Raw genomic sequence first — 20,701 nt, forward strand, 5'->3', positions numbered from 1 at the left:
GAGTCAGGGTGCTCGACGCCACCTCCGGCGACGGGGTGCTCGACGGTGTCACCGCGTGCGCGCGACCTTCTCGAGCTCTTCGAGGGCCGTGTCGAGGTGCGTGAGCAGGCGTTGCAGGCTCGGGAGCTGGGCCCGCGCGCCGATCAGGCCGAAATTGATGTGCTCGGCGGTGCTGGTCACCGTGATGTTGAGGGCCAGGCCCTGCGTCGGGATGGAGACGGGATACACGCCGTCGAGGCGGGCGCCGTTCCAGTAGAGGTGCTTGGACGGCCCGGGCACGTTGCTGATGATGATGTTGAACTGCGGCGGGACGTACTGCACGAAGCCGGGGACGGTGGCGAACGCCAGCGGTGCGAAGTTGGCCGCGCCCAGCGCGAGGGCCTGCAGCGGGCGCAGTCCGCGGACCACCGACTTGCTGTGCCGGGCCGACTCCACGAGCTTGTCCAGGCGACGTTCGGGATCCGGCTCGTCGGTCGCCAGGCTGACCAGTATGGCGGTGACCGCGTTGCCGTCGTCGTCTCCGTCGGTGTGCATCGACACCGGCACCGCGGCTATCAGCGGCGCGTCGGGGAGCGCGTCCTGATCGATGAGGTATGACCGCAGGGCTCCCGAACACATGGCGACGATGACGTCGTTGAGGGTGATGCTGCGGGCGTCGGCCACCGCCCGGAGACGAGTCAGTTCCCACTGCTGCGAGGCGAACCGGCGGGCGCTCCCGATCGCGACGTCGAGAATGGTCCGTGGTGCGCGGCCGAGGGGCGCCACGAATTCGGGATCCCGCACCCCGGAGACCGCGACCTTCGCCGCCGCCGGCCCCATGCCCGCGACCTGACCCGCCACATTGGCGAGCCCGGACACCCGGCTTCGCAGGCTCGGCGCGGGGCGCGGCCGGCGCCGCTCGGCCAGTGCCGGGTCCCAGGGTGCGGTGCCCGACCGGTCGTCGGGATCGGTGGACAGCGTGCGTTCGAGCAGCCGCAGCGCGGAGACGCCGTCGACCAGGGAATGGTGGATCTTGGTGTACAGCGCGACCCGATCGTCGTCGAGGCCCTCGATGACGTGGACCTCCCACATCGGTCGGAACCGGTCCATCAGGGCCCCGTGGTTGAGGGAAACGTATCGCAGCAGTTCACGAATGCGGCCCGGGCGGGGCAGGACCGCGCGCCGGACGTGATAGTCGAAGTCGATGTCGTCGTCGTAGGACCAGGCCACGTTGCCCAGCAGCGTGACCGGCGAGGCCGGCCGCTTGCGGAAGAGTGGATGGACATCGGTACACCCGCAGAACGCCTCGATGATCTCCTCGGCGAGCTCACTCGACGACTGGCCCGCACGTGGGACGAACAGCTGGAGTCCCCCGACATGCATGGGTTGCTCGCGCGTCTCCGCAAGCAGGAACATCGACGAGGTGACCGGCATGTACGGCATTCGCACCATCACTTTCACACCGCGGAGTGGTGCGCACAGGCTGAACGCGACCGAGTCCTCCAAGTATCGCGGGGTGACCGCCGGGCCCGGGCTGGAATGGGCATGTTCACCGCCGGGCGTCCTACGTTGTAGGGGTGAGATCAGGTGTTCGTCTGGTGCTGCCCGTACTGTTGGTGTCGGTCGAACTCTGGATCACGCTGGCGGCCACCTGGATGTACGTTGCGTCGGTGGGCAGGATCGACGATGCGATGGCCCCCGCGTCCCGGTCGACGCTGCTGGTGCTGGGTTCGCTCGTCCACGACGACGGGTCGCCCGGTGACTACGTGCGCGGCCGCCTCGACACTGCGCTGGAGCTGTATCGGGCCGGCGGGGTCGATCGGATCATCAACTCGGGCAACGGTTCCGAGGAGGCCGGAAACGAACCGGCGGTGATGCGGCGCCATCTCGAGGAGCGCGGGGTGGCGTCGCGGGTGATCACCGACGACCCGGCCGGTCTCGACACGGCGGCGAGTTGCCGTCGCGCGCGGGAGGTGTTCGGCGTCGACGCCGTGGTGATCGTGACGCAGGGCTTCCACCTACGCCGCGCCATCGCGTTGTGTCGGGATCAGGGTGTCGATGCCCGCGGTGTCGCGGCCCGATGTGACTGCCCCGCCTGGACTCTCGTTCGCAATCACATCCGCGAAACGGTCTTCGCCGGGCCGCGTGCGCTGCTGACCGCGGTCACATCTCTCGCTCCCTGAGGAGCGAGCTTGCGAGCGTCACGAAGGGTCACCACCAGCGCAGCGACCGCTGGAGATCGGTTTCGACGGCGGGGATGAGGCTGCGCACGAAGGTCGCCGAGAGGTGGTGGAAGTCGTGCCACACCAGGATGTTCCCGACCACCGCGGGGCAGTACCGGTCGTCGCACATGGCGTCGGTGTAGTCGAGGAAACTCATGTTGGGGAACTCGCCGGCAAGCGCGGCGGCGGGGTCGGTCGGTGCCATCGCCTGATCGCGCGGGACGCCGCACACCTCGGGTTTGCGGCCGCTCGCGAGACACTCCGGCGGCTTGAGTTGGCCCGTGGCCCAGGGGTTGTCGCGGACCGCGACGACCCGCTGCCCGCGGTCGCGGAACTGGGCGAAGATCTCCTCGTAGTCCTTGGGGACGTAATCGCCGTCGCCCGACTCGACCGGGCGCGTGCTGTTGGTGAACACCACGTCGGGTTTGTCGACGGCCAGCCGCTCCATGACGCGACGCGACCAGTCGTTGCACTGGTAGTACTTCTGGCCGAACCAGGTGAAGACGTGCTCGGTGGTGAGGGCGCAACCGACCTTGAGGTAGGTGGTCACTCGGAAGTGGTGGCGCTTGCCGATGTCGTTGAGCGCGGTGATCCATTGCTCGGCATGCGATCCGCCGACGAGGGCGACGGTCCGGGTGGCGTCGACATCCCCGTAGTAGCCGACCTTGATCGACGGGTCCTTCCACCCGCTGATGATCGAGTCGTAGGAGGTGATCGGCCAGTCCATGTCGACGACGTTCGGGCTCGGCTGCGCCGTCACGTTCGGCACCGGCGCACCGTCGAGGAACGCGCGCGCACCGGGGTAGAGCCGCGGGTCGAGGTTCTGCGTGTCCAGGGTGGCGTTGGCGGCGTCGCGCTGCCAAATCACCGCCGCGGCACCGGCCGCGACGCTGATGACGACGAGGACCGCGACGAGCGAGCGACGGTAGCCTCTGGTCTTCTCGAACGGCGACCGCGCGACCGGGCCATCGGCTTCGGGCGGTACCGGGGACTTCGTCCGCTTCGGCGATCCCGCACGCAGCGGCGCCTCGACGTACTTCGTCGTCAGCCAGGCCAGCAGGACCGACACGGCCAGGATGGCGGTGCCATCGAACCACGACACGTCGTCCTGATAGCGCCACGCCAGGTAGAAGATGAGCAGCGGCCAGTGCCACAGGTACAGCGCGTACGCGATCGAGCCCAGCCACACGAGTCGCGGATGCGCGAGGCCGCGGCTGACCCCGGAACGGATCGAGGTCTGGCTCTTCCCCGTGGTCGGGTCGATGGGGGCGGTCTGCGACGAGCCGACCCAGATGAGGAGCAGCGTCGCACCGACCGGGACGAGGGCCCAGGCCGCGGGGTACTCCTGGACGCCGGCGATCCACCAGCCGCACGTGATGATGAGGCCGAGGGCGACCACGCCGAGCAGGTCGCGCACCCGTTGCGACAGTGCGATCCGCGGCATCCACACCGCGAGGAGGCCACCCACGAGCGGTTCCCACAGACGGGCGACGGTGTCGTAGTACGTGAACGGCTGGTTGATCCCGTGGCGGTAATTGGCCCATGCGAACGAACCCAGAGCGACGACGCCGAGCGCGATCCCGACGACCCCGCGGACCACCTTGGGATCGGCGAAGAACGCGGACCGTCGGCCCAGGGCACGCAGCACCGCGCCCAGCGCCAGCGCGCACACGAGGGTGAGGACGAAGAACTGGCCCTGCATCGACATCGACCAGAGATGCTGCATCGGGCTGTTCGCGGAGTCGGCGGCCGCGTAGTCCTGCGACAAGAACGCGAGGTGCCAGTTCTGGTAGTACAGCGCGCTGGCCTGCAGTTCGGCGCCGAGCGGTCCCCAGCGCGTCGTCGGCATGATCAGCGCGATCAGTCCGGCGGTGACCGCGAGCACCAGCAGCAGTGCGGGCAGCAGCCGGCGGAGCAGTCGAGAGAACCGTGGCCACGGATTGATCGCCGCGCCCCAGGAACTCGTCGCGGGCTGCGTCGCGAGGACGTGCTTGAGCAGGGAGGCGACGAAGAAGTAGCCCGACAGGGTGAGAAAGACGTCGACGCCGCCGGACACCCGGCCGAACCAGACGTGGAAGATCGCCACGAGCGCGATCGCGATACCGCGTAGCCCGTCGAGGTCCAGCCGGTACCCGGAGGTGTTGCCGGTCGCGGCGTCCTCGTTCGGGGTCGCGACAGGTGTCGCATCGGTCAGGGGCGTACGCACAGAGGGCGATGGTACTTGGCCGCACCTGAGCGCAGCCTGGCACGAGCGGGGTGTCGCCGGACCTCACAGCAGACTCTTCGGTTCGCCCATCCGCTCGGAGTCGGTGCCTGGGTCGGCAGGGCGTCGTACCATCCCCCGCATGCTGCTCTTGTCGATGGGTGTGTCGGTCGATGGCTTCATCTCCGACCGTGACGGGAATTTCAACTGGTCGGTTCCATCCGACGACCTGTTCGCGTTCCACACCGAGCGGGTCGGCGAGCTCGGTGCCTTCGTGTGCGGCCGTCGGCTATACGAGACGATGCTGGTCTGGGAGACGGACCCGCGGATGCGCGAGAACGAGGCTGATGCCGCGTTCGCCGACATCTGGTCGGCGCTGCCCAAGGTGGTCTTCAGCCGCACCCTCACGACGGTCGAGGGCAACGCCCGGCTGGCGCAGGGGTCCCTGGCCGACGAGCTCATCGCGGTACTGGATTCCACGGACGCCGACGTGGAGATCGGTGGCGCCGACTTGGCATGGCAGGCAATCGAACTCGGCTTCGTCGACGAATTCCGCATCTTCCGGTACCCGGTCATCGTCGGTGGCGGTACACCGCTGCTCCCGCCGGTCACCGACGCTGTCCGACTGGAGCTCGCCGAGACCCGGACCTACGGCGGACAGGTGATCTACGAGCGCTACCTCCGCGTGCGCGACGACACGTAGGCTCTCCGCTTTCCCGGTACGACGCACGCCATTCGTTCTCGGTGCGTCTAACCCTTCAGCCACAGCACTCGCCCCGGCACCCTGTCGAGCAGCCATTCCACGCCGACAACCAGGGGAGATCCACTCATGACAGCACGACGAACGGTCGCGATCATCGGGGCCGGGCTGGCCGGGACCAGCGCGGCACTCGGATTCGTCGACGCCGGATTCGACGTCACGCTCTACAGCGACCGAGACCGCGAGTCGCTGCGCGACAAGGTGCCGCCGACCGGGGTCGGGGTGCTCTTCGGAAAGCCGCGCGAGTGGGACGCCGAGATCATCGACGACCTGTACGAGGTCGGCAACACGACGGGTATCAGCGCTCGTCTGTACTCGGGCACGGGCGACGAGCGCGCCGCGGTCCTCGAGTTCAATCCGGACTACGGCTACGTCGCACAGGCTGTCGACCTGCGCCTGCGTGCCGACGACCGCCTGGCCCGGTTCCTGGACCGCGGTGGACGATTCGAGGTCGGGCAGATCGGGCTCGACCGCCTCGACGCGATCGCCGCCGACGCCGACATCACCCTCGTCGCGACCGGCAAGGGCGGTTTGTCGACGCTCTTCCCGGTCGACGAATCACGTAGTCACTACCGCGAACCGCAGCGTCGTCTGCTGCAGGTCACCCTGACCGGCGTCGACCACGGCCCCGAGTCCTTCGCCTACCGCAGCAGCGCGGGCGGCGACCACTCGCTGTTCAACCTCGATGCCCAGAACGGAGAGATCTTCGTCGGACCGTTCCTGCACAAAGATGCCGGGCCGACGTGGTCGTTCATCGTCTTCGCCAAGCCCGACGGAGCGTGGGCGGCCCGGCTCGACGACGTCCACGACGCGGTGTCCGCCCGGCAGACGATCTCCGGCATCTTCGCGGAGTACTTCCCGGAGGACGCACCGGTCATCGACCAGCTCGAGGTCATCGAGTCCGATCCGGTGTCGTGGCTCAAGGGCGCGGTCACCCCGACTGTCCGGCAGGCCGTCGCGACCACCGCGGGCGGACACCCGGTGGCGGCGATCGGCGACACCGCGATCGCCGTCGACCCGGTCGCGGGCCAGGGGGCAGCCAACACGCTGTTCCAGGTCGCCGAGCTCGTCAAGGCCGCACGGGATCACGAGGGTGAGTTCACCGCCGAGTGGCTGTCGGCGGAGTTCGAGAAGCACTGGGAGCGACGCGGACGGGCCGCGGTCGAGGTCACCCGGCTCTACCTGGGCGACCCCGACTACGCGACCCACCTGGAGTTGTCGTTTCCGGCTGCCGCCGTCAGTCCCGCCATCGCGTCGGCGTTGTTCGGTCTGCTCTCCGAACCGAATCCGCTGCTCGGTCTGCGGACCCGCGAGGACGTGGAGGGTTTCATCGCCGCGGTGGCCGGAGAGCCGCACGAGGAGGTCCTCGCCCGCTTCGCGCCGGCCGGACAGTTCAGCAGCGCCACCCCGGCGGCCGTGAGCGCCTGACGCCCGCCCTCCGGCGTCGATGTGATACGAACGACATCGTCGTTCGAGTCGACGCCGGAGGGGGCAGATGTGAAGTCGGGGTGGACGTTGGCCGACGCGCCACCGCAGACCGGTCGGGTCGCGGTGGTGACCGGCGCGAATTCGGGGATCGGACGCGAGATCGCGCTCGGGCTGGCGACGCTGGGCGCGTGTGTCGTGCTCGCGTGCCGCAATCCCCAGACCTCGGCGGAGGCCCGCGACGACATCGTGGGCAAGGTCCCCGGGGCAGAGCTGGAGCTCGTCGATCTCGACCTCGCGAGTCTGGATTCCGTCCATGACGCCGCCGCCGAGATCCGGCGGCGTCATCCACGGATCGATCTGCTGGTCAACAACGCCGGGGTCATGCGGGCGCGGCGCGAACTGACGCCCGACGGTTTCGAGATGGACTTCGGCACAAACTATCTCGGTCACTACGCACTCACCGGGCTCCTGGCCGATCGCCTGCTCGCCGCGGACTCGGCACGCGTGGTCACCGTGGGCAGTCATGCCCACCGCGCCGGCGCCATCGACTTCTCCGATCTGCCGATGGACCGGACCTTCAGCAGTGCGGGCGCGTACTCGCGAGCGAAACTCGCCCAGATGCTGTTCGCGATGGAACTCGACCGTCGGATGAGAGATGCCGAGGTGTCGGCGATCTCGCTGGCGGCCCACCCCGGTGGCACCCGGACCGGGGTGATGCGTGAGCAGAGCCGGTTCCTCCAGTGGGCCTACCACGCACCCTCGCTGCGCTGGCTGACCGACCGGTTCATCATGGACCCGCCCGACGGTGCCCTGCCCGTCCTTCGTGCGGCCACCGATCCGAAGGCGCAGGGCGGCGAATACTACGGTCCCGTCGGCAGTCTCGGGCTCGCCGGTCCGCCCGTACTGGTCGAGCCGTCGGTGAAGGCCAAGGACCGCGACGTCGCCGCACGGCTGTGGGACATCGGTGCCGAACTCACCGGGGTGACCATCGACCTCGGTTGACCCCCGCTCCCTGAGGTGCGAGGAGCGCAAGCCGCCGGGCCGAGCAAGCGACGAAGGAGCGCGTCGAGGTCGACGAGCCACGAAGGGCCCCGTCAGAGCTTGAACCGACCCCCATTGCTCCCTGAGGTGCGAGGAGCGCTGGCGACGAGCCACGAAGGGTCGCAACACGTTCCGTCAGAGCTTGAACCGCCCGCCGAATGATCGCAGCGGGAGGTCGGCACTCGTCACGATGCCCGGCGGTGCCGCCACGACGGACCGGATCGAGTTGAGGGCCGGGAGTCCGGTGACGGTCATGCCGATGGACGCGAAGTTCTCCGGGTTGGAGAGGTCGAAACCCTTGCGCGGGAAGATCATGTGCTTGGAGTAGATGCTCGGGTCGCCGGTCACCTGGGTGATGTAGCAGGCCTGGATGTTCCAGGACGGGTCGGTGTGCGGCGTCATCTGCCATTCGAGATGCGATTCGACGCGCGCCACGCCGTCGACCATGCCCTGGTACTTGATGTAACTGCCACCGAGTGAACCCTGCGGCAGCTGATACCAGCCGAGGTCGACGTCCTTGGTGCAGGCGCCCAGTTCGTAGGAGAAGGTCACCTCGTCGAGTTCGAGATCGAAGGCGTCGGCCATCAGGTAGACCGAGTCCGCGAACACCGCGGTGTACTTGTACAGCGAATCGGGAATGCTGGGGTCGTCGACGGGCAGGCCGTATCCGACCGCCTTCCAGGTGTCGACGGAATGGTGGCAGGAAACGTCGACGGATTCGATCACCGTGACGTTCTCGATGTCGGCGACGTCGGCGGTGTGCACGATCCCGAGGATCTGTGCCAGGCCGGGATTCATGCCGGTGCCGTAGAAGGTGGCTCCACCGCGCTCGCAGGCCTCGGCGATGACCTCGCTGACCTTGCGCCCGGAATGGTGTGGGTGGTTGGTGTCACGGTGGAACCCGGTGATCCAGTCCGCGGTGGTGACGACGTCGATCCCGGCCTCGAGAACCTTGACGTAGAGATCCTCGTCGGGGAAGACGCCGTGGAACGTGAGCACATCCGGACGGGCGGCTATGATCTCCTCGACCGTGCCGGTCGCGGTCACACCGACCGGATCGAGGCCGACGATCTCGCCTGCGTCGCGACCGATCTTGTCGCGCGTATAGCAGTGCAGGCCAACCAGTTCGAGATCTGGATGCGACTGGATGCGTCCGATCATCTCGGTGCCGAGATTGCCGGTGGCGACTTGGAAGACCCGGATACGTGGGGAGGCGGTCATGGCAGATCCTTTCGGCGGAAGCGGTTCCGGTCAGGGCTGCGCTGCGGCGCGCAGCGCGTCGAGCTCGGATCGGCGGACGCGGACGAACTCTTCCGAGGAGGGCACCGCGCCGCTCGGTGCGGACGGGTCGGCGGTGTCGGGTCCGCCGTCGGGGTAGAACTGACGCGCCCACTTCCGAAGTGCGGTGAAGCCCTCGAACTCCCTGCGGGACAACGCGGGCGGGTCGGAGTAGCGCTGGTGCGCCCAGATGTCGATGTCGGCGGCGAACTGCTCGATGACGAGGTCGGCCATGACGGTGCCGTAGCGGGTGATCTCGCCGGTCTCCTCACCCGGTTTGCGGCCGATCCACACGGTGAACCGGACGTCGGAGGTGTGCTCGTCGACCGGGGTGACCGCCGGCATGGTGCGATTGTCGACCATGCCCCAGCTCTTGGTCACCGAACACCCGAGCCCGGCGTTGATGGATTCGACTCCACTGGTGGCGTTCTCGAGTGTCGCGCCGTCCTCGAATGCGATCGTGAAGTCGACGTGGGACACCGGACCGGCGAAGTCGTGCCGGGTGAACTCCGGCATGAACGGGGTCTTGTGGACGAACTTGAAGTGGGCGAAGTCGACGCCGTTCTCCATGATGTACTGCGGATGGATCTCGAGTCCCGGTCGGAACAGGGTGGCGGCGGGGACCGGCGGGTAGTAGTCGGCGGCGGTGCGGTCGTCGCCGAAGTCGCCGAAGATGTTGGGTACGTCGAAATGTGGTGGGCGGCCGTCGATGTCGTGCCAGATCCAGACAGCCTCGTTGCGTTCGACGACGGGATAGCTGCGGATGCGGCGTCCCCGGTTGGGGTATTTCTCGTACGGGATGCACACGTTGCGCCCCTCGCGATTCCACTCCCAGCCGTGGAACGGGCACACCAGGTTCTCGCCGTCGACGTGGCCGCCGTGACCGAGATGGGCGCCGAGGTGTTCGCAATAGGCATCGAAGACGGAGACCGCGCCCGAGCGGGACCGCCAGGCGACCATCTCGCGGCCGAAGTACTTCATCGTGTGGACGGCCCCGACGGCGATCTCCGAGCACCAGGCGACCTGGAACCAGCCGGTGGGTGTCATCGACAGGGGCGTTCTCGCCATGGGGCAACGGTAGGTCCCGCCGACGCAGAATGCAAGAGGGTTCTATGAAAGTTGTCCCTCCTGGTCAGCTGGCGGTTTCGACCAACTCCGGAGTCGACGACGCCGCATGCATGACCCGGTGGATCTCGGCCGTGAAGTCCTCGGCGGCCTCGATGTTCGACGCGTGCCCGGTGTCGAGGACCACGAGGCGGTCGAGCTGGCCGCGGATCGACAGGGCGTGTGCGATGCGCTGGGTCATCGCATGCGGGAGAAGGAGGTCGTGCCGCCCGCCGATCACCGTCGTCGGCACCGAGATCGCCTCCGCGCCGGTGGGTCCCATCGCCAGTTGAAGGAGGGCCACTGCGGCCTTGGCTCGCGAGCTCGGGGTGCACGAGCGGGTCATCGCGAGGACGAATGCGGCGTGGTCGACGGTCGCGGACCGGCCGTTGAGGACGCGATGGCGGATCACGCTCCTCGTGAACCGGTCACCGGGGAACGGGATCGGTACAGACAGTGCCATCTGCAGGAGCCACAGCGGCGCCTTGATCGGACCGTTCACGAGCGGCAGTACGCGGCTCTCGGTGGCGATGCCGCCCCAGGTGGTGTTGGCGAGGATCATTGCCGCTGCTCGAGCCTCGGCCTGGCCGCGATGTCGGTGCGCCCACGCCTGCAGGGTGATGCCGCCCATGCTGTGGCCGACGAAGACCGCCTTGGAAGTGTCGGGGATCGTCTGGGACACCACGGTGGACAGATCGTCCGCCAGCACGTCGGCGTCGAATTTCCGTTTGCCCCAGGTGCTCTCGCCGTGTCCGCGCTGATCGTAGGCGATCACGTGGTAGCGCTCGGCAAGGGCGTTGACCTGCGGATTCCAGTACTCGACGCAACATGACCAGCCGTGCACGAGGACCAGGACGGGTGCGTCTGCGGGGCCGTGGTGTACGACACGCAGCCGTGCGCCGTCGTCGGTGACCGCCCATGAGGTTCGTTCGGGTTCCCGGCTGTTGAAGAGGGCGTCCACGTACTCACGGTTGCGCAGCCGCCGACGCGCCTCGGCCGGCGAGAAACCGGCCAGGGTGTGTCGGGCCGAACCCAGTACACCGGTGGAAATCATGTCGTCCTCCTCGCCCCCGCCTCGTGACAGGTGTCACAGGAGACCTTGATGATACAAATCCGTGCGATGTGTTCCTAGTGTTTCGGAATCACGGTTTGTGCCATATGTCGGGTTGTGTCGAACCGGCCGAGCGCCGGCTCATCCATCGGTCGTCCGCAGTTCGTCGCCATCGGGTGATCGGACGGGTAGCCGAGCGAACGATCGCCAAACATCTCGCCGGTCAGGGCGTCGGTGGAGCGTCGTGGCCGTGAACGGTCCGACTACGATCGGCAGCCATGGTCTCCGGTGACTCCCGCTTCTCCGACACACGGTCCGCGGACGCCGGTATCCCCGACAGCGGTACTGCCGGCGTCCCGAGGCGGGCGAACAAGCGCGGTCAGGCGACGCGCGACGCGATGCTCGACGCCGCGCTCGTCTCGCTGGCGACGGGTGACCCCGCGTCGGTGTCGGGCAACCGGATCGCCAAGGACATCGGTGCGACGTGGGGCGCGATCAAGTATCAGTTCGACGACATCGACGGTCTGTGGGCGGCAGTGCTGCATCGGACCGCGGAACATCGCGGCGACCTGCCGGTGAGCGTGAAACCCGAAGCGCCACTGGCGGAACGGGTCGCGGCCATCGTCGACCTCATGTACGACGGGCTGACCGCACCCGAGTCGCGGGCCATCGAGACCCTGCGGGCGGCGCTGCCGCGGGACCCGGACGAGCTGCGTCGCCTGTTCCCCAAGACCGCGGCCGAATTCGCCTCGTGGGGACCGTCCTGGATCGACTCATGCCAGCGCGCGTTCGCCGACCTCGACGTCGATCCGGAGCGTGTGCGCGAGGTGGCGGCGTTCCTCCCGGGGGCCATGCGCGGGCTGGTGTCGGAGAAACAGCTCGGCACCTTTCAGGACCAGCAACTCGCCCGCCGCGGCCTGGCCAGGGCCATCGTCGCGCTTCTCGCGGGCTGAGCGTCGGGGGTCACGGCGGTCAGGAACCTTCAGTCGCCGTCGGAGCTTCGCTGTGCGTTCAATTCCGCAGGATTGACGAAAGTGCGTGGTGGGTAAGAACAGCGAACCGATCAGCGGTTGACGTCGGACCCCCGGACGCCGAGACCAGGACAGGGCGGTCCACGGACCGCGATGCCCAATGGTGGGTTTCGGTGCGGCACGAAGGAGACGACCGATGGGGTCTCATTGCAAGACGACGCGCGATCACGACGAGATCCGGGAGTGGGTGACCACCCACCAGGGTGTTCCGGCGCGCGTACGTGATATCCGAAGCGTCGGCGGAACGGGACTGCTCCGCATCGACTTCTCCGGCCGGACGGCCGACGAGTGCCTCGAGCACATCAGTTGGGACGAGTGGTTCCGCAACTTCGAGCGCGCCGAACTCGCTCTCGTCTACGAAGCGACGAAGTCCGACGCCGGCCGGACCTTCGCGAAGGTCGTGCCGGCGCCGGACTTCTGAGCCGTGTGAGCTTCTCCGTTCAGACGCGCCGGGCCGCGTACCGGGCGCCCTCGAGGGTCATGCCGTTCACCGAGTAGAGCACGTGCAGGGCGTTGGGACCGCCGACCGGAGAACCGTTGCAGATGGTGTCACCGGGGACGCAGTAGCGAACCGTGCGGCTGCGGTAGGGCGCGGCCACCTTCACCGGGGGAGCGCCGATGTCGTCGATGAAGCGATCCGACGGCGCGCCGTAGAGCACGATCGCGGCGACGTTGCGCGCCATGTTCGCCGGCAGCGGCGGCGGCACGAACCGGTCGTAAGTCGCGTATCGCGCCGGCAGATCCAGTTCGGCCTGGACGGAGTAGGCCGCGACGACGGCGCCCTGGGAGTATCCGCCGAGGATGACCTTGGTGCCCGGGCACTTCGCGGCCAGGGACTTGATGCGGTTCTGGGTGGTCCGGACACCGTCGGCCACCGTCTGGGCGAACTTCAGGCGGTTGTTGAACTGGTCACTCGCGGGATACGGAACACCGTAGGAGCTGACGGTCTTGCCCGGCAGCTGCGAACGAACGGCCTCGACGAAGGAGAGGCCGGTGAGACCGAGCGGCGGCGCCGTCTCGACGGTGCCGCGCGCGAACACCACCTCGACGTCGGAGCACGATGGCGCGGCCTGGGCGGTCGGTGTGCCGACAGCCACCGCCCCCGTGATCGCAGCGATGACACAGAGGACGGAAACACTCAACCGTTTGATCACCAGGCCCATGGTAGAGATCACGTTCGCTCGGGATAAGGGGCTCATCGTCCCAAAGAACGAGGCAATCCGGGGCCATCCGGGAGGCGCTTCGACACGAACAACTGGGTTGAGCCCGTGCAATATTCTGTACGATCACGAGGTTCGCCGGGCAGCCCCCGGCACATCGAATCGAGGTTGAATGCCTGTGGCAACAGACGTCCATCACAAGATCGCCGAACTGGCGCGGCAGATGCATGCAGTCCCGGAGAGCACCCAGGACTCCACCGGCCAGGTTCTGGGCTCCATCACCGCCGGGGCCGTCGAGTATGTCCCCGGCGCCCAGTACGCCGGTGTTCTGCTCGTCGACCAGAAGAAGAATTTCGACACCCTGGCGCCGACCGATTCCCTGATGATCACGGCTGACCAGATCCAGAAAGAAACCGGCGAGGGTCCGTGCCTGCTGGCGGCCTGGGACCACCACACGGTGCTCGTGAACGACATCCGCACCGACGAGCGGTTTCCGGCGTTCTCCGCACGCGTCATCGACGAGACGTCGTTGCGGTCGAGCCTGTCGTTCAAGTTGTTCACCGACAAGGGCACCATCGGCGCGCTCAACCTGTTCTCCGAAGAGACCGACGTGTTCGGCGATGAGTCCCTGGAGGTCGGGCTGCTGTTCGCCACCCATGCCGCGCTGGCCCTGCGGGCGGCTCGCCAGCAGCAACACTTCCAGAGCGCCCTGGCGAGCCGAGACGTGATCGGCCAGGCCAAAGGCATGATCATGTACCGGTTCCGCATTGATGCGGTAGCCGCTTTCGCTCTGCTCCGACGACTGTCCCAGGACACCAACACGCCGCTGGCCAAGGTCGCCGAGCAGCTCATCGAGCGGGAGCTCAGCGAATCCGGCGAGGCGGGAACCGAGTCGATGTCCTGACCCGGCACACTCGCGCGTGCGGTTGGTAGGTTCTCGAGGTGAACCTCGACCAGCTGGGGCCGCGGGCCCGTCGCCGTCTGGGCTATGCCGGTTTCGCCGGGATCGTCGTTGTGTACCTGGCCATCATCCAGCTCGGCGGCCTGGCGATCGCGCACTTCGCGGACGAGACCGAACCGGTCACCACGGCCGGTGTCGTGTTCGGCATGATCATCCCGCTCGGCGCGGCGCTGTTGTTCACGATCCTCGTCGTCGTGGCGCTCGGCTGGCAGAAGGCGGTGCTGCGCGATGATCGCCCCGTCCGGCGCTGGGTGTGGATCGTGCCCGCGGTCTTCGTCGTGGCCATCCTGGTCGGGATCGACTACAGCTCGCTGGCCCAGAAAGATCTCCTCTTCATCGTGACCCTGCTCATCGCGACGCAGTTCGTCGGCTGGGGTGAGGAGGCGATGTTCCGCGGTATCGGCGTCACCACGCTGCGCGATCACGGTCTCTCCGAGGGCAAGGTGGCGCTGTGGTCCAGCGTCATCTTCGGTGCCGTTCATCTGTCGAACGCCATCAGCCACGGGGTCACCGCGATCCCACAGGCGATCGCGGTGAGCCTGGCCGGGTACTTCTTCTATCTGATACGCCGGGTGTCCGGCGGCAACGTCCTCAACTCGGTCATCCACGGACTGTTCGACTTCACGATCATCTCCGGCACGATGATCCTGGTCGACCAGAAGGGCTACGTCGGAGCGTTCGCACCGATCCTGGTCTACGTCGTCCTCGGCATCGGCCTGTTCCTGGCCCGCCACCACATCGAGCCGGTGGACACGTCTGCCACCGCCCGCGACTAGGTTGGCCACATGCGCAGCCGACACGTGAGTGTGGTCATCAACGCCGAACCCGGAAACGTCTACGACTTCGCGGCCGAACCCGACAACCTGCCGCGCTGGGCTGCGGGGCTGGCGAAGTCGGAGGTGGTCCGGCGAGGTGACGAGTTGCTCGTGGAGTCGCCGATGGGCACCGTCACGGTCCGGTTCGTCCCGCGCAACGCGCTGGGCGTCGTCGACCACGAGGTCGTGCTCCCCACCGGCGACACCGTGCTCAATCCACTTCGGGTCCTGCCGCATCCAGAAGGCGCCGAAGTCGTCTTCACCATCCGGCAGCTGGGCATGTCCGACGACGAATTCGATCGCGACACCCAGATGGTGGAAAAGGATCTCGCACAGCTGAAGTCGCTGCTCGAGGCGGGCAGTCCGGCCTAGGCCCGCCGCACCGAACCTCGAACATCACTTGTGCGTCAGCGTGTATTCCGCAGAGTCCGCTCGCCCCAGGGAATCCCACTCGGCCGAGCTGACGCCGAGTGCGTCGAGCAGATAGTCGGCGACGGCGTCGGCGACCAGGGCGACTCTGGCCGGATCCTCATCCGTGGTCTCGCGTACCGCCTCACCGGCGATGCCGCCGAGAGTGTGCTCGCCGTCCGGAATCCACATCAGATCCGTCGCGCCGGGGGAGAGGTGAAAGGCGTCGGTCAGCCACTCCGGGCCGCGTGTCGACAGGGCCGAGTCGTCCTTGCCGCCGGCGACGACGAGTGCCGGGGTGGACATCGTCGAGAAGTCCGGCCGCATGAACGGCAGGTGTTCGCGCGCATACTCGCTCAGGCTGTCGCCGGTCCCGGCCGTCGCGATCAGTGCGCCCGCTCGTACGGCGGGATGTGCGAGATCCGGGCCGACGGCCCCGTCCGGCCCGATCACACGCGCGCCGAGGAGAGTGCCGACGGTCTGACCGCCCCACGAGTGGCCGGCCGCGGCGAGCAGATCTATGGCGACGCGGGAGCGAAGGTCCCCACCGGCCGCGATGAGGATCTCGTCGAGGTGATCGATCACCGCGTGGGCGTCGTCCACTCGCGTGCGCCAGATCGACGCGAACCGCGGGTCGTCGAATCCGATCCCGTAGTGCCGGGAGTCAAGGTGCGTCGGCTGTACGACGACGAAACCCGAAGCGGCCCAACGATCGACGAGCGGTGCGTAACCGTCCATCGACCAGGCGTTGCCGTGGGAGAACACGATGACCGGGAGGTGGCCGCCGGTGACCGGTGCGGTGACCTTCACCGTCAGCGGGAACGGACGGTCCGAGGTGGGGACGGGAATGGGCTTGACGGCGACGATCTGACGGGTGGGCGATTCCGGGGACATGAGGGTTCCTTCGGCAGGAGGTCGGTACGGGGTATCGTGGCGGAACGATGTTCCGCCAAACTAGCGGAACAATGTTCCGCGAGCAAGGGGTGGACGGTGTCCGCGAGAAAAACCGCACGTCAAGTGCAGGCAGAACGGAGTCGCACGGCCCTCCTCGAGGCGGCCGCCGCGGCCTTCGTGGACGCGGGCGTGCAGGCTCCGGTGCGCGACATCGCCGCGCGCGCCGGGGTCGGCGTCGGCACCGTGTACCGGCACTTCCCGACCCGGGCGGATCTGGTCACCGCGGTGTACCGGCACCAGGTCGATGAGTGTGCTGCGCTGGCCGCTCAATTGCTGGCCCAACAGGTCCCGCCGCGTGCGGCGCTGTGCCGGTGGACGTCGGCGTTCACCGACTTCCTCGTCACCAAACACGGCTTGAGCGACGCGCTCAGCTCCGACGATCCGAGCCTGGTCGACCTGCACGCGCTCATCTTCGACACCCTCGTGCCCGCGTTCGCCTCGCTGCTCGAGCCGGCCCAGGCCACGGGGGCGGTCAGCGCAGACGTCACCGCGCTCACCTTCCTGCGCGCCATCGGCAATCTGTGCATCGTCGGACCCGGATACACCGACGCCGACGCCCGGGCGATGGTCGGTCTGCTGCTGATCGGTTCCGGTGCATCGCCTGCAGAACTCGAGAACGCGGGGCGATGAGAACAGGCGCGCGTCGAAGTCAGCCTCGATGACGACACGCGACTTCGAGGAGACCCCATGACGCAGCGCCGACTCTTCTTCGTCCACGGTGCGGGCGGCTACGTCGACGACGGCCCGCTCGCCGAGGCGCTGTCCGCGGCGCTCGGCGCGACCCTGGTCATGCCGGTGTTCTCCGACGACGACATGTCGATCGAGGCGTGGGCGCGGCCGGTCCGAGACCACTTCGCCGGGCTGGGCGCCGACGACCTCGTCGTCGCGCACTCCTTCGGGGCGACGGTGCTGGTGCACGTCCTCGCCGAGGCCGCGGTGCCCGCACCCAGACCTGCTGTGCTGCTGGCGATGCCGAATTGGGGTCCCGACGGATGGGACGTCCCGCAGTACGCGTTCACCGACACAGACGCCGATGCCCCGCTCTCTGAGGGCGTTGCCCTCCACCACTGCGTCGACGATGACGTGGTACCCGTCGAGCATCTGGACCTGAACACGGCGCTCCTGCCGTCGGCGACGGTGCATCGACACCCGACCGGCGGTCACCAGTTCGACGGACTCGCCGAGCTGATCGCCGCCGATGCCCTCGGTGCGCGCGCACTTGCGCGCGGAAGGTCCGCCCCCGACCCTGGGTAGGACACGACCCGCGGTCCGGAAGGCCCACATGGACGAGAACAGATGACCGACCCCAGCCCGGCCGCTGCCGAGTCCCGTGGGGTGCCGGCCGCGTCACGGGCGGGCCGGTGGCTGATCGTCGCCGCGGTTCTCGGTTCGGGCGTCGCCTTCATCGACGGCACCGTGGTCAACGTCGCGTTACCCGCGATCGCTCGCGACCTCGACACGGGTCTGCGCGGCCAGCAGTGGGTGCTCGACGGGTACCTGCTGACCTTGAGTGCGCTGTTGCTGATCGGTGGCGTCGCCGGCGATCGGTACGGGCGTCGACTGGTGTTCGCCGGTGGTCTGGCGGTGTTCGCGGTGGCGACCGTCGCGTGCGGGCTGGCGCCGACCGTCGAGCTCCTCGTCGCCGCGCGGATCGTGCAGGGGATCGCCGCGGCCGCGGTGGTACCGGGCAGTCTGGCGCTGATCAACGCCGAGATCCAGCCCGCCGATCGAGGTGCCGCGGTCGGACTGTGGGCCGGCATGTCCGGCGCGACCACCGCGCTCGGACCGTTCCTCGGCGGCTGGCTCGTCGACGCTGCGTCGTGGCGGTGGACGTTCCTGCTGAGCGTTCCGCTCGCGCTGGGCGCGTTGTGGATCGTGATCCGGCACGTGCCCGAATCGCGCGGCACGCCGTCGAGCGCCCGGTTGGATGTGGCGGGTGCGCTGGCGATGACCGTCGGGCTGGCGGGCGTGATCTACGCGCTGATCGAGGGGCCGTCGAACGGGTGGAGTGGCGAGACGGTCGCCGCCGGGATCGTCGGTGTCGTGTCGCTCGCGGGTTTCGTGGTGATCGAGTCACGGGTGGCCGCGCCGCTGCTGCCGCTCGGACTGTTCCGCTCCTCGCAGTTCACCGGCGCCAACCTGACGACGCTGCTGGTCTATTCGGCGTTGGGCGGTGCGCTGTTCCTGCTGGCCCTGCAACTACAGCAGAGTCTGGGTTACTCGGCGTTCGAGGCCGGCGCGGCGATGTTCCCGAGCACGTTCATCATGCTGTTCGGGTCGCCGTTGGTCGGCACGCTGGCCCAGCGCACCGGCCCGCGACTGCCGATGACGGTCGGTCCGCTCATCGCGGCCGGCGGGTTCGCGCTGATGTCCCGGGTGGAGCCCGGCTCGGGGTATGTCGACGCCGTACTACCGGGCGTGCTGCTGTTCGGTCTGGGCATGACGGTGACCGTCGCGCCGCTCACCTCGGCCGCGCTCGCCGCCGTCGACGACGCGCTCGCCGGCACGGCGTCGGGCGTGAACAACGCGGTGGCGCGTCTCGCGGGACTGCTCGCGGTGGCGGTGTTGCCGGCCGTGGCCGGGATCGACGCGGGTCCCGGCGATCCTCTCGGCGACGGCTTTCGGACAGCGATGTACATCTGCGCGGCGTGTTGTGCGGTCGGCGGCATCGTGGCGGCGTGCACGATCCGCTCGAGCACCGAGGTGCAGCCGCAGGTACGTGCCGGCGTGGACGCCGCGTGCCAGGACGCGGCGACCCGGGCGGGTTAGGTCCGGCGTTCCCCGGTGCCGGCCGCGATGGCCCAGATCACGAGGAGCGGCTGAAAGAACAGTCGCGTCAGGCGCTTCTGGTCGGTGTCGAGGCCGAAGGCGTCGATGTGCTCGACGTACTGGTTGATGTTGCCGGGGAAGATGGCGACGAAGAATGCCGCGACGATCCACGACACCACCTTGCGGTGGCGGGGCAGCGCGATCAGGGCTGCGCCCAGGGCGATCTCGACGCCGCCCGAGGCCAGCACCACGAAGTCCTTGCTGAACGGCACCCAGTCGGGGACCTGCGCCTGGAACTCCTCACGCTGTGCGGTCAGATGACCCACACCGGCGATCGCCAGGATGGCGCCGAGCGCGATGCGGGCGATGGCCCGGCCCAGCGGCTGGCGAGTGGTCGTGGGGGTCAGGATCGACATGCAGGCTCCTCGGATGGGCGTCGGTTCGGTTCTACCGCACTTCGTGGCGAGCCGGGTTTCGGACGGCCGACGGCGCCGAGTTCGCGTCGGCGTGAGTCTTGGCGTCGATTTCTGGCACAGAAGTACTTACTTGTGATTGAGTGTTGTGACTCCGACCACTTGGCCGGGATTGCTCTTCAGTACGCAGGGGACAGCCATGACACTCGACACCGCACCGTCACACCACTTTTCCGCGTCGTGGGTCGACTCCGTGTCCGGCGCGCTCAAGGGTGCTGCCGGAGTCGTCGTGACCACCGCGGCATTTCTCGTCGCCGTCGCGGTCCTGGTGATCGCCCAGGTCGTCGTGGTCGCCACCCGCGCCGCGGCCGATCTCACCTGAGGTTCGCGACCGGTCAGGAATCGAGAAGCCTCCGGGCGGGTCGGCGTCTTAGCGTCGAAGCATGACGAACATCAACGCACTCACACTCGAAGTTCCCGATACTGCAACGGCGCAGACGTTCTACGACAAAGCTTTCGGACTCGGCGACCGGCTGCGCTTCCGCACCGGAGACTCACCGACGTCGGGCTTCCGCGGCTTCGTGATCTCCCTGGTGGTCGCCGACCCGACGGTCGCCGACTCCTTCCTGCAACCGGCGATCGAGGCCGGCGCCACTGTGCTCAAACCCGCCAAGAAGTCCTTCTGGGGGTACGGCGGCGTGGTTCAGGCGCCCGACGGCACGATCTGGAAGGTCGCCAGTTCATCGAAGAAATCGACAGCCGCGCTGGAGCGGGAGGTCGGCGATCTGGTCCTGCTGCTCGGGGTCGACGACGTCGCGGCGACGAAGGAGTTCTACGTGAGCCGCGGATTCACCGTGGCGAAGAGCTTCGGCCGGAAGTACGTGGAGTTCGAGAGTGAGCAGAACTCGCTCAAGCTGGCGCTCTACGGGCGGAAGGCCGCGGCCAAGGACGCGGGCGTCCGGCCGGACGGTTCGGGTTCCCATCGGCTGGTGATCGGCGGCGACGCCGGGGAGCTGACCGATCCGGATGGGTTCGAATGGGCCGCTGCAACCCGTTCGCTCCTGGCATAAATCACTCGGGAACAAGATTCCTGCCACCTGGGTTGAGTCGGTCAGACTTAACTC

22 protein-coding genes are annotated in these 20,701 nt (G+C 68.0%); 14 read left to right on the forward strand and 8 right to left on the reverse strand.

What is annotated here, in order from left to right; all coding sequences use genetic code 11:
• Nucleotides 1-48: 48 nt before the first annotated feature.
• Complete coding sequence (locus MHN80_RS10030; protein ID WP_239401757.1) at nt 49-1,422, reverse strand: wax ester/triacylglycerol synthase family O-acyltransferase; 1,374 nt, start codon at nt 1,420-1,422, stop codon at nt 49-51.
• A 212-nt stretch (nt 1,423-1,634) separates the two neighbouring features.
• Between MHN80_RS10030 and MHN80_RS10035 the strand changes: the two genes are divergently transcribed.
• Nucleotides 1,635-2,162, forward strand: a complete 528-nt coding sequence (locus tag MHN80_RS10035; RefSeq protein WP_239401759.1) for a vancomycin high temperature exclusion protein — start codon at nt 1,635-1,637, stop codon at nt 2,160-2,162.
• 28 nt (nt 2,163-2,190) lie between these two features.
• Here MHN80_RS10035 and MHN80_RS10040 read toward each other — a convergent pair whose 3' ends face one another.
• Nucleotides 2,191-4,407 (reverse strand): acyltransferase family protein, encoded by a 2,217-nt coding sequence (locus MHN80_RS10040; RefSeq protein WP_239401285.1) that lies wholly within the window; start codon nt 4,405-4,407, stop codon nt 2,191-2,193.
• Between the two features lie 139 nt (nt 4,408-4,546).
• Between MHN80_RS10040 and MHN80_RS10045 the strand changes: the two genes are divergently transcribed.
• From MHN80_RS10045 to MHN80_RS10055, 3 genes are all read left to right on the forward strand, one after another.
• The gene (locus MHN80_RS10045) at nt 4,547-5,107 is read left to right on the forward strand and encodes a dihydrofolate reductase family protein (RefSeq protein WP_239401287.1); all 561 of its coding nucleotides are present in this window, start codon (nt 4,547-4,549) and stop codon (nt 5,105-5,107) included.
• A gap of 126 nt (nt 5,108-5,233) precedes the next feature.
• Nucleotides 5,234-6,592, forward strand: coding sequence for a styrene monooxygenase/indole monooxygenase family protein (locus tag MHN80_RS10050; RefSeq protein WP_064570328.1), 1,359 nt, complete (start codon nt 5,234-5,236; stop codon nt 6,590-6,592).
• A 69-nt stretch (nt 6,593-6,661) separates the two neighbouring features.
• Nucleotides 6,662-7,594 (forward strand): oxidoreductase, encoded by a 933-nt coding sequence (locus tag MHN80_RS10055; RefSeq protein ID WP_239401289.1) that lies wholly within the window; start codon nt 6,662-6,664, stop codon nt 7,592-7,594.
• Nucleotides 7,595-7,768: 174 nt separating this feature from the next.
• Here the strand turns inward: MHN80_RS10055 and MHN80_RS10060 are convergent, their stop codons facing one another.
• The 3 genes from MHN80_RS10060 to MHN80_RS10070 all read right to left on the reverse strand — a co-directional run bounded on the left by MHN80_RS10060 (nt 7,769) and on the right by MHN80_RS10070 (nt 11,069).
• Nucleotides 7,769-8,854 (reverse strand): dihydrodipicolinate reductase, encoded by a 1,086-nt coding sequence (locus tag MHN80_RS10060; protein ID WP_239401291.1) that lies wholly within the window; start codon nt 8,852-8,854, stop codon nt 7,769-7,771.
• A 30-nt stretch (nt 8,855-8,884) separates the two neighbouring features.
• Nucleotides 8,885-9,979, reverse strand: coding sequence for a Rieske 2Fe-2S domain-containing protein (locus MHN80_RS10065; protein WP_239401293.1), 1,095 nt, complete (start codon nt 9,977-9,979; stop codon nt 8,885-8,887).
• 64 nt (nt 9,980-10,043) lie between these two features.
• A complete protein-coding gene (locus MHN80_RS10070) occupies nt 10,044-11,069 on the reverse strand; it encodes an alpha/beta fold hydrolase (protein ID WP_004022401.1) in 1,026 nt (341 codons plus the stop codon).
• 275 nt (nt 11,070-11,344) lie between these two features.
• Between MHN80_RS10070 and MHN80_RS10075 the strand changes: the two genes are divergently transcribed.
• Together MHN80_RS10075 and MHN80_RS10080 are read left to right on the forward strand one after the other, a co-directional pair.
• Nucleotides 11,345-12,019 (forward strand): TetR/AcrR family transcriptional regulator, encoded by a 675-nt coding sequence (locus tag MHN80_RS10075; RefSeq protein WP_239401295.1) that lies wholly within the window; start codon nt 11,345-11,347, stop codon nt 12,017-12,019.
• Nucleotides 12,020-12,233: 214 nt separating this feature from the next.
• A complete protein-coding gene (locus MHN80_RS10080; protein WP_101821194.1) occupies nt 12,234-12,518 on the forward strand; it encodes a hypothetical protein in 285 nt (94 codons plus the stop codon).
• Between the two features lie 19 nt (nt 12,519-12,537).
• Here the strand turns inward: MHN80_RS10080 and MHN80_RS10085 are convergent, their stop codons facing one another.
• Complete coding sequence (locus MHN80_RS10085) at nt 12,538-13,260, reverse strand: cutinase family protein (protein WP_064570331.1); 723 nt, start codon at nt 13,258-13,260, stop codon at nt 12,538-12,540.
• 169 nt (nt 13,261-13,429) lie between these two features.
• On the opposite strand from MHN80_RS10085, the gene MHN80_RS10090 reads away from it, so the two are divergent.
• From MHN80_RS10090 to MHN80_RS10100, 3 genes are read left to right on the forward strand one after another with little or no spacing between them, the layout of a single operon-like run.
• Nucleotides 13,430-14,161, forward strand: coding sequence for a GAF and ANTAR domain-containing protein (locus MHN80_RS10090; RefSeq protein WP_239401297.1), 732 nt, complete (start codon nt 13,430-13,432; stop codon nt 14,159-14,161).
• 38 nt (nt 14,162-14,199) lie between these two features.
• Entirely contained in the window at nt 14,200-14,994 is a 795-nt protein-coding gene (locus MHN80_RS10095) for a CPBP family intramembrane glutamic endopeptidase (RefSeq protein ID WP_239401299.1), read from the forward strand.
• A 9-nt stretch (nt 14,995-15,003) separates the two neighbouring features.
• Entirely contained in the window at nt 15,004-15,405 is a 402-nt protein-coding gene (locus tag MHN80_RS10100) for an SRPBCC family protein (RefSeq protein ID WP_239401301.1), read from the forward strand.
• Between the two features lie 24 nt (nt 15,406-15,429).
• Here the strand turns inward: MHN80_RS10100 and MHN80_RS10105 are convergent, their stop codons facing one another.
• On the reverse strand, nt 15,430-16,335 hold the full coding sequence (locus MHN80_RS10105) for a hypothetical protein (protein ID WP_004022394.1): 906 nt from the start codon (nt 16,333-16,335) through the stop codon (nt 15,430-15,432).
• Nucleotides 16,336-16,431: 96 nt separating this feature from the next.
• Here MHN80_RS10105 and MHN80_RS10110 point away from each other — a divergent pair, with 96 nt between their 5' ends.
• Genes MHN80_RS10110 through MHN80_RS10120 form a run of 3 tightly spaced genes read left to right on the forward strand, consistent with a single transcriptional unit; the run spans nt 16,432 to nt 19,164 of the window.
• Entirely contained in the window at nt 16,432-17,025 is a 594-nt protein-coding gene (locus MHN80_RS10110) for a TetR/AcrR family transcriptional regulator (protein WP_239401303.1), read from the forward strand.
• A gap of 57 nt (nt 17,026-17,082) precedes the next feature.
• Nucleotides 17,083-17,649, forward strand: a complete 567-nt coding sequence (locus MHN80_RS10115) for an alpha/beta fold hydrolase (protein WP_239401305.1) — start codon at nt 17,083-17,085, stop codon at nt 17,647-17,649.
• Nucleotides 17,650-17,691: 42 nt separating this feature from the next.
• Nucleotides 17,692-19,164 (forward strand): DHA2 family efflux MFS transporter permease subunit, encoded by a 1,473-nt coding sequence (locus MHN80_RS10120; protein WP_239401307.1) that lies wholly within the window; start codon nt 17,692-17,694, stop codon nt 19,162-19,164.
• Here the strand turns inward: MHN80_RS10120 and MHN80_RS10125 are convergent.
• Nucleotides 19,161-19,580, reverse strand: coding sequence for a hypothetical protein (locus tag MHN80_RS10125; protein WP_004022390.1), 420 nt, complete (start codon nt 19,578-19,580; stop codon nt 19,161-19,163). The two genes, MHN80_RS10120 and MHN80_RS10125, sit on opposite strands and share 4 nt — an antisense overlap.
• 196 nt (nt 19,581-19,776) lie before the next feature.
• On the opposite strand from MHN80_RS10125, the gene MHN80_RS10130 reads away from it, so the two are divergent.
• Both MHN80_RS10130 and MHN80_RS10135 read left to right on the forward strand, forming a co-directional pair.
• A complete protein-coding gene (locus MHN80_RS10130; protein WP_101821200.1) occupies nt 19,777-19,959 on the forward strand; it encodes a hypothetical protein in 183 nt (60 codons plus the stop codon).
• A gap of 61 nt (nt 19,960-20,020) precedes the next feature.
• Entirely contained in the window at nt 20,021-20,647 is a 627-nt protein-coding gene (locus tag MHN80_RS10135) for a glyoxalase (protein WP_239401308.1), read from the forward strand.
• The last annotated feature ends 54 nt before the right edge of the window (nt 20,648-20,701 follow it).

This window comes from Gordonia sp. McavH-238-E (genome assembly GCF_022348225.1).
GTDB lineage: Bacteria > Actinomycetota > Actinomycetes > Mycobacteriales > Mycobacteriaceae > Gordonia > Gordonia terrae.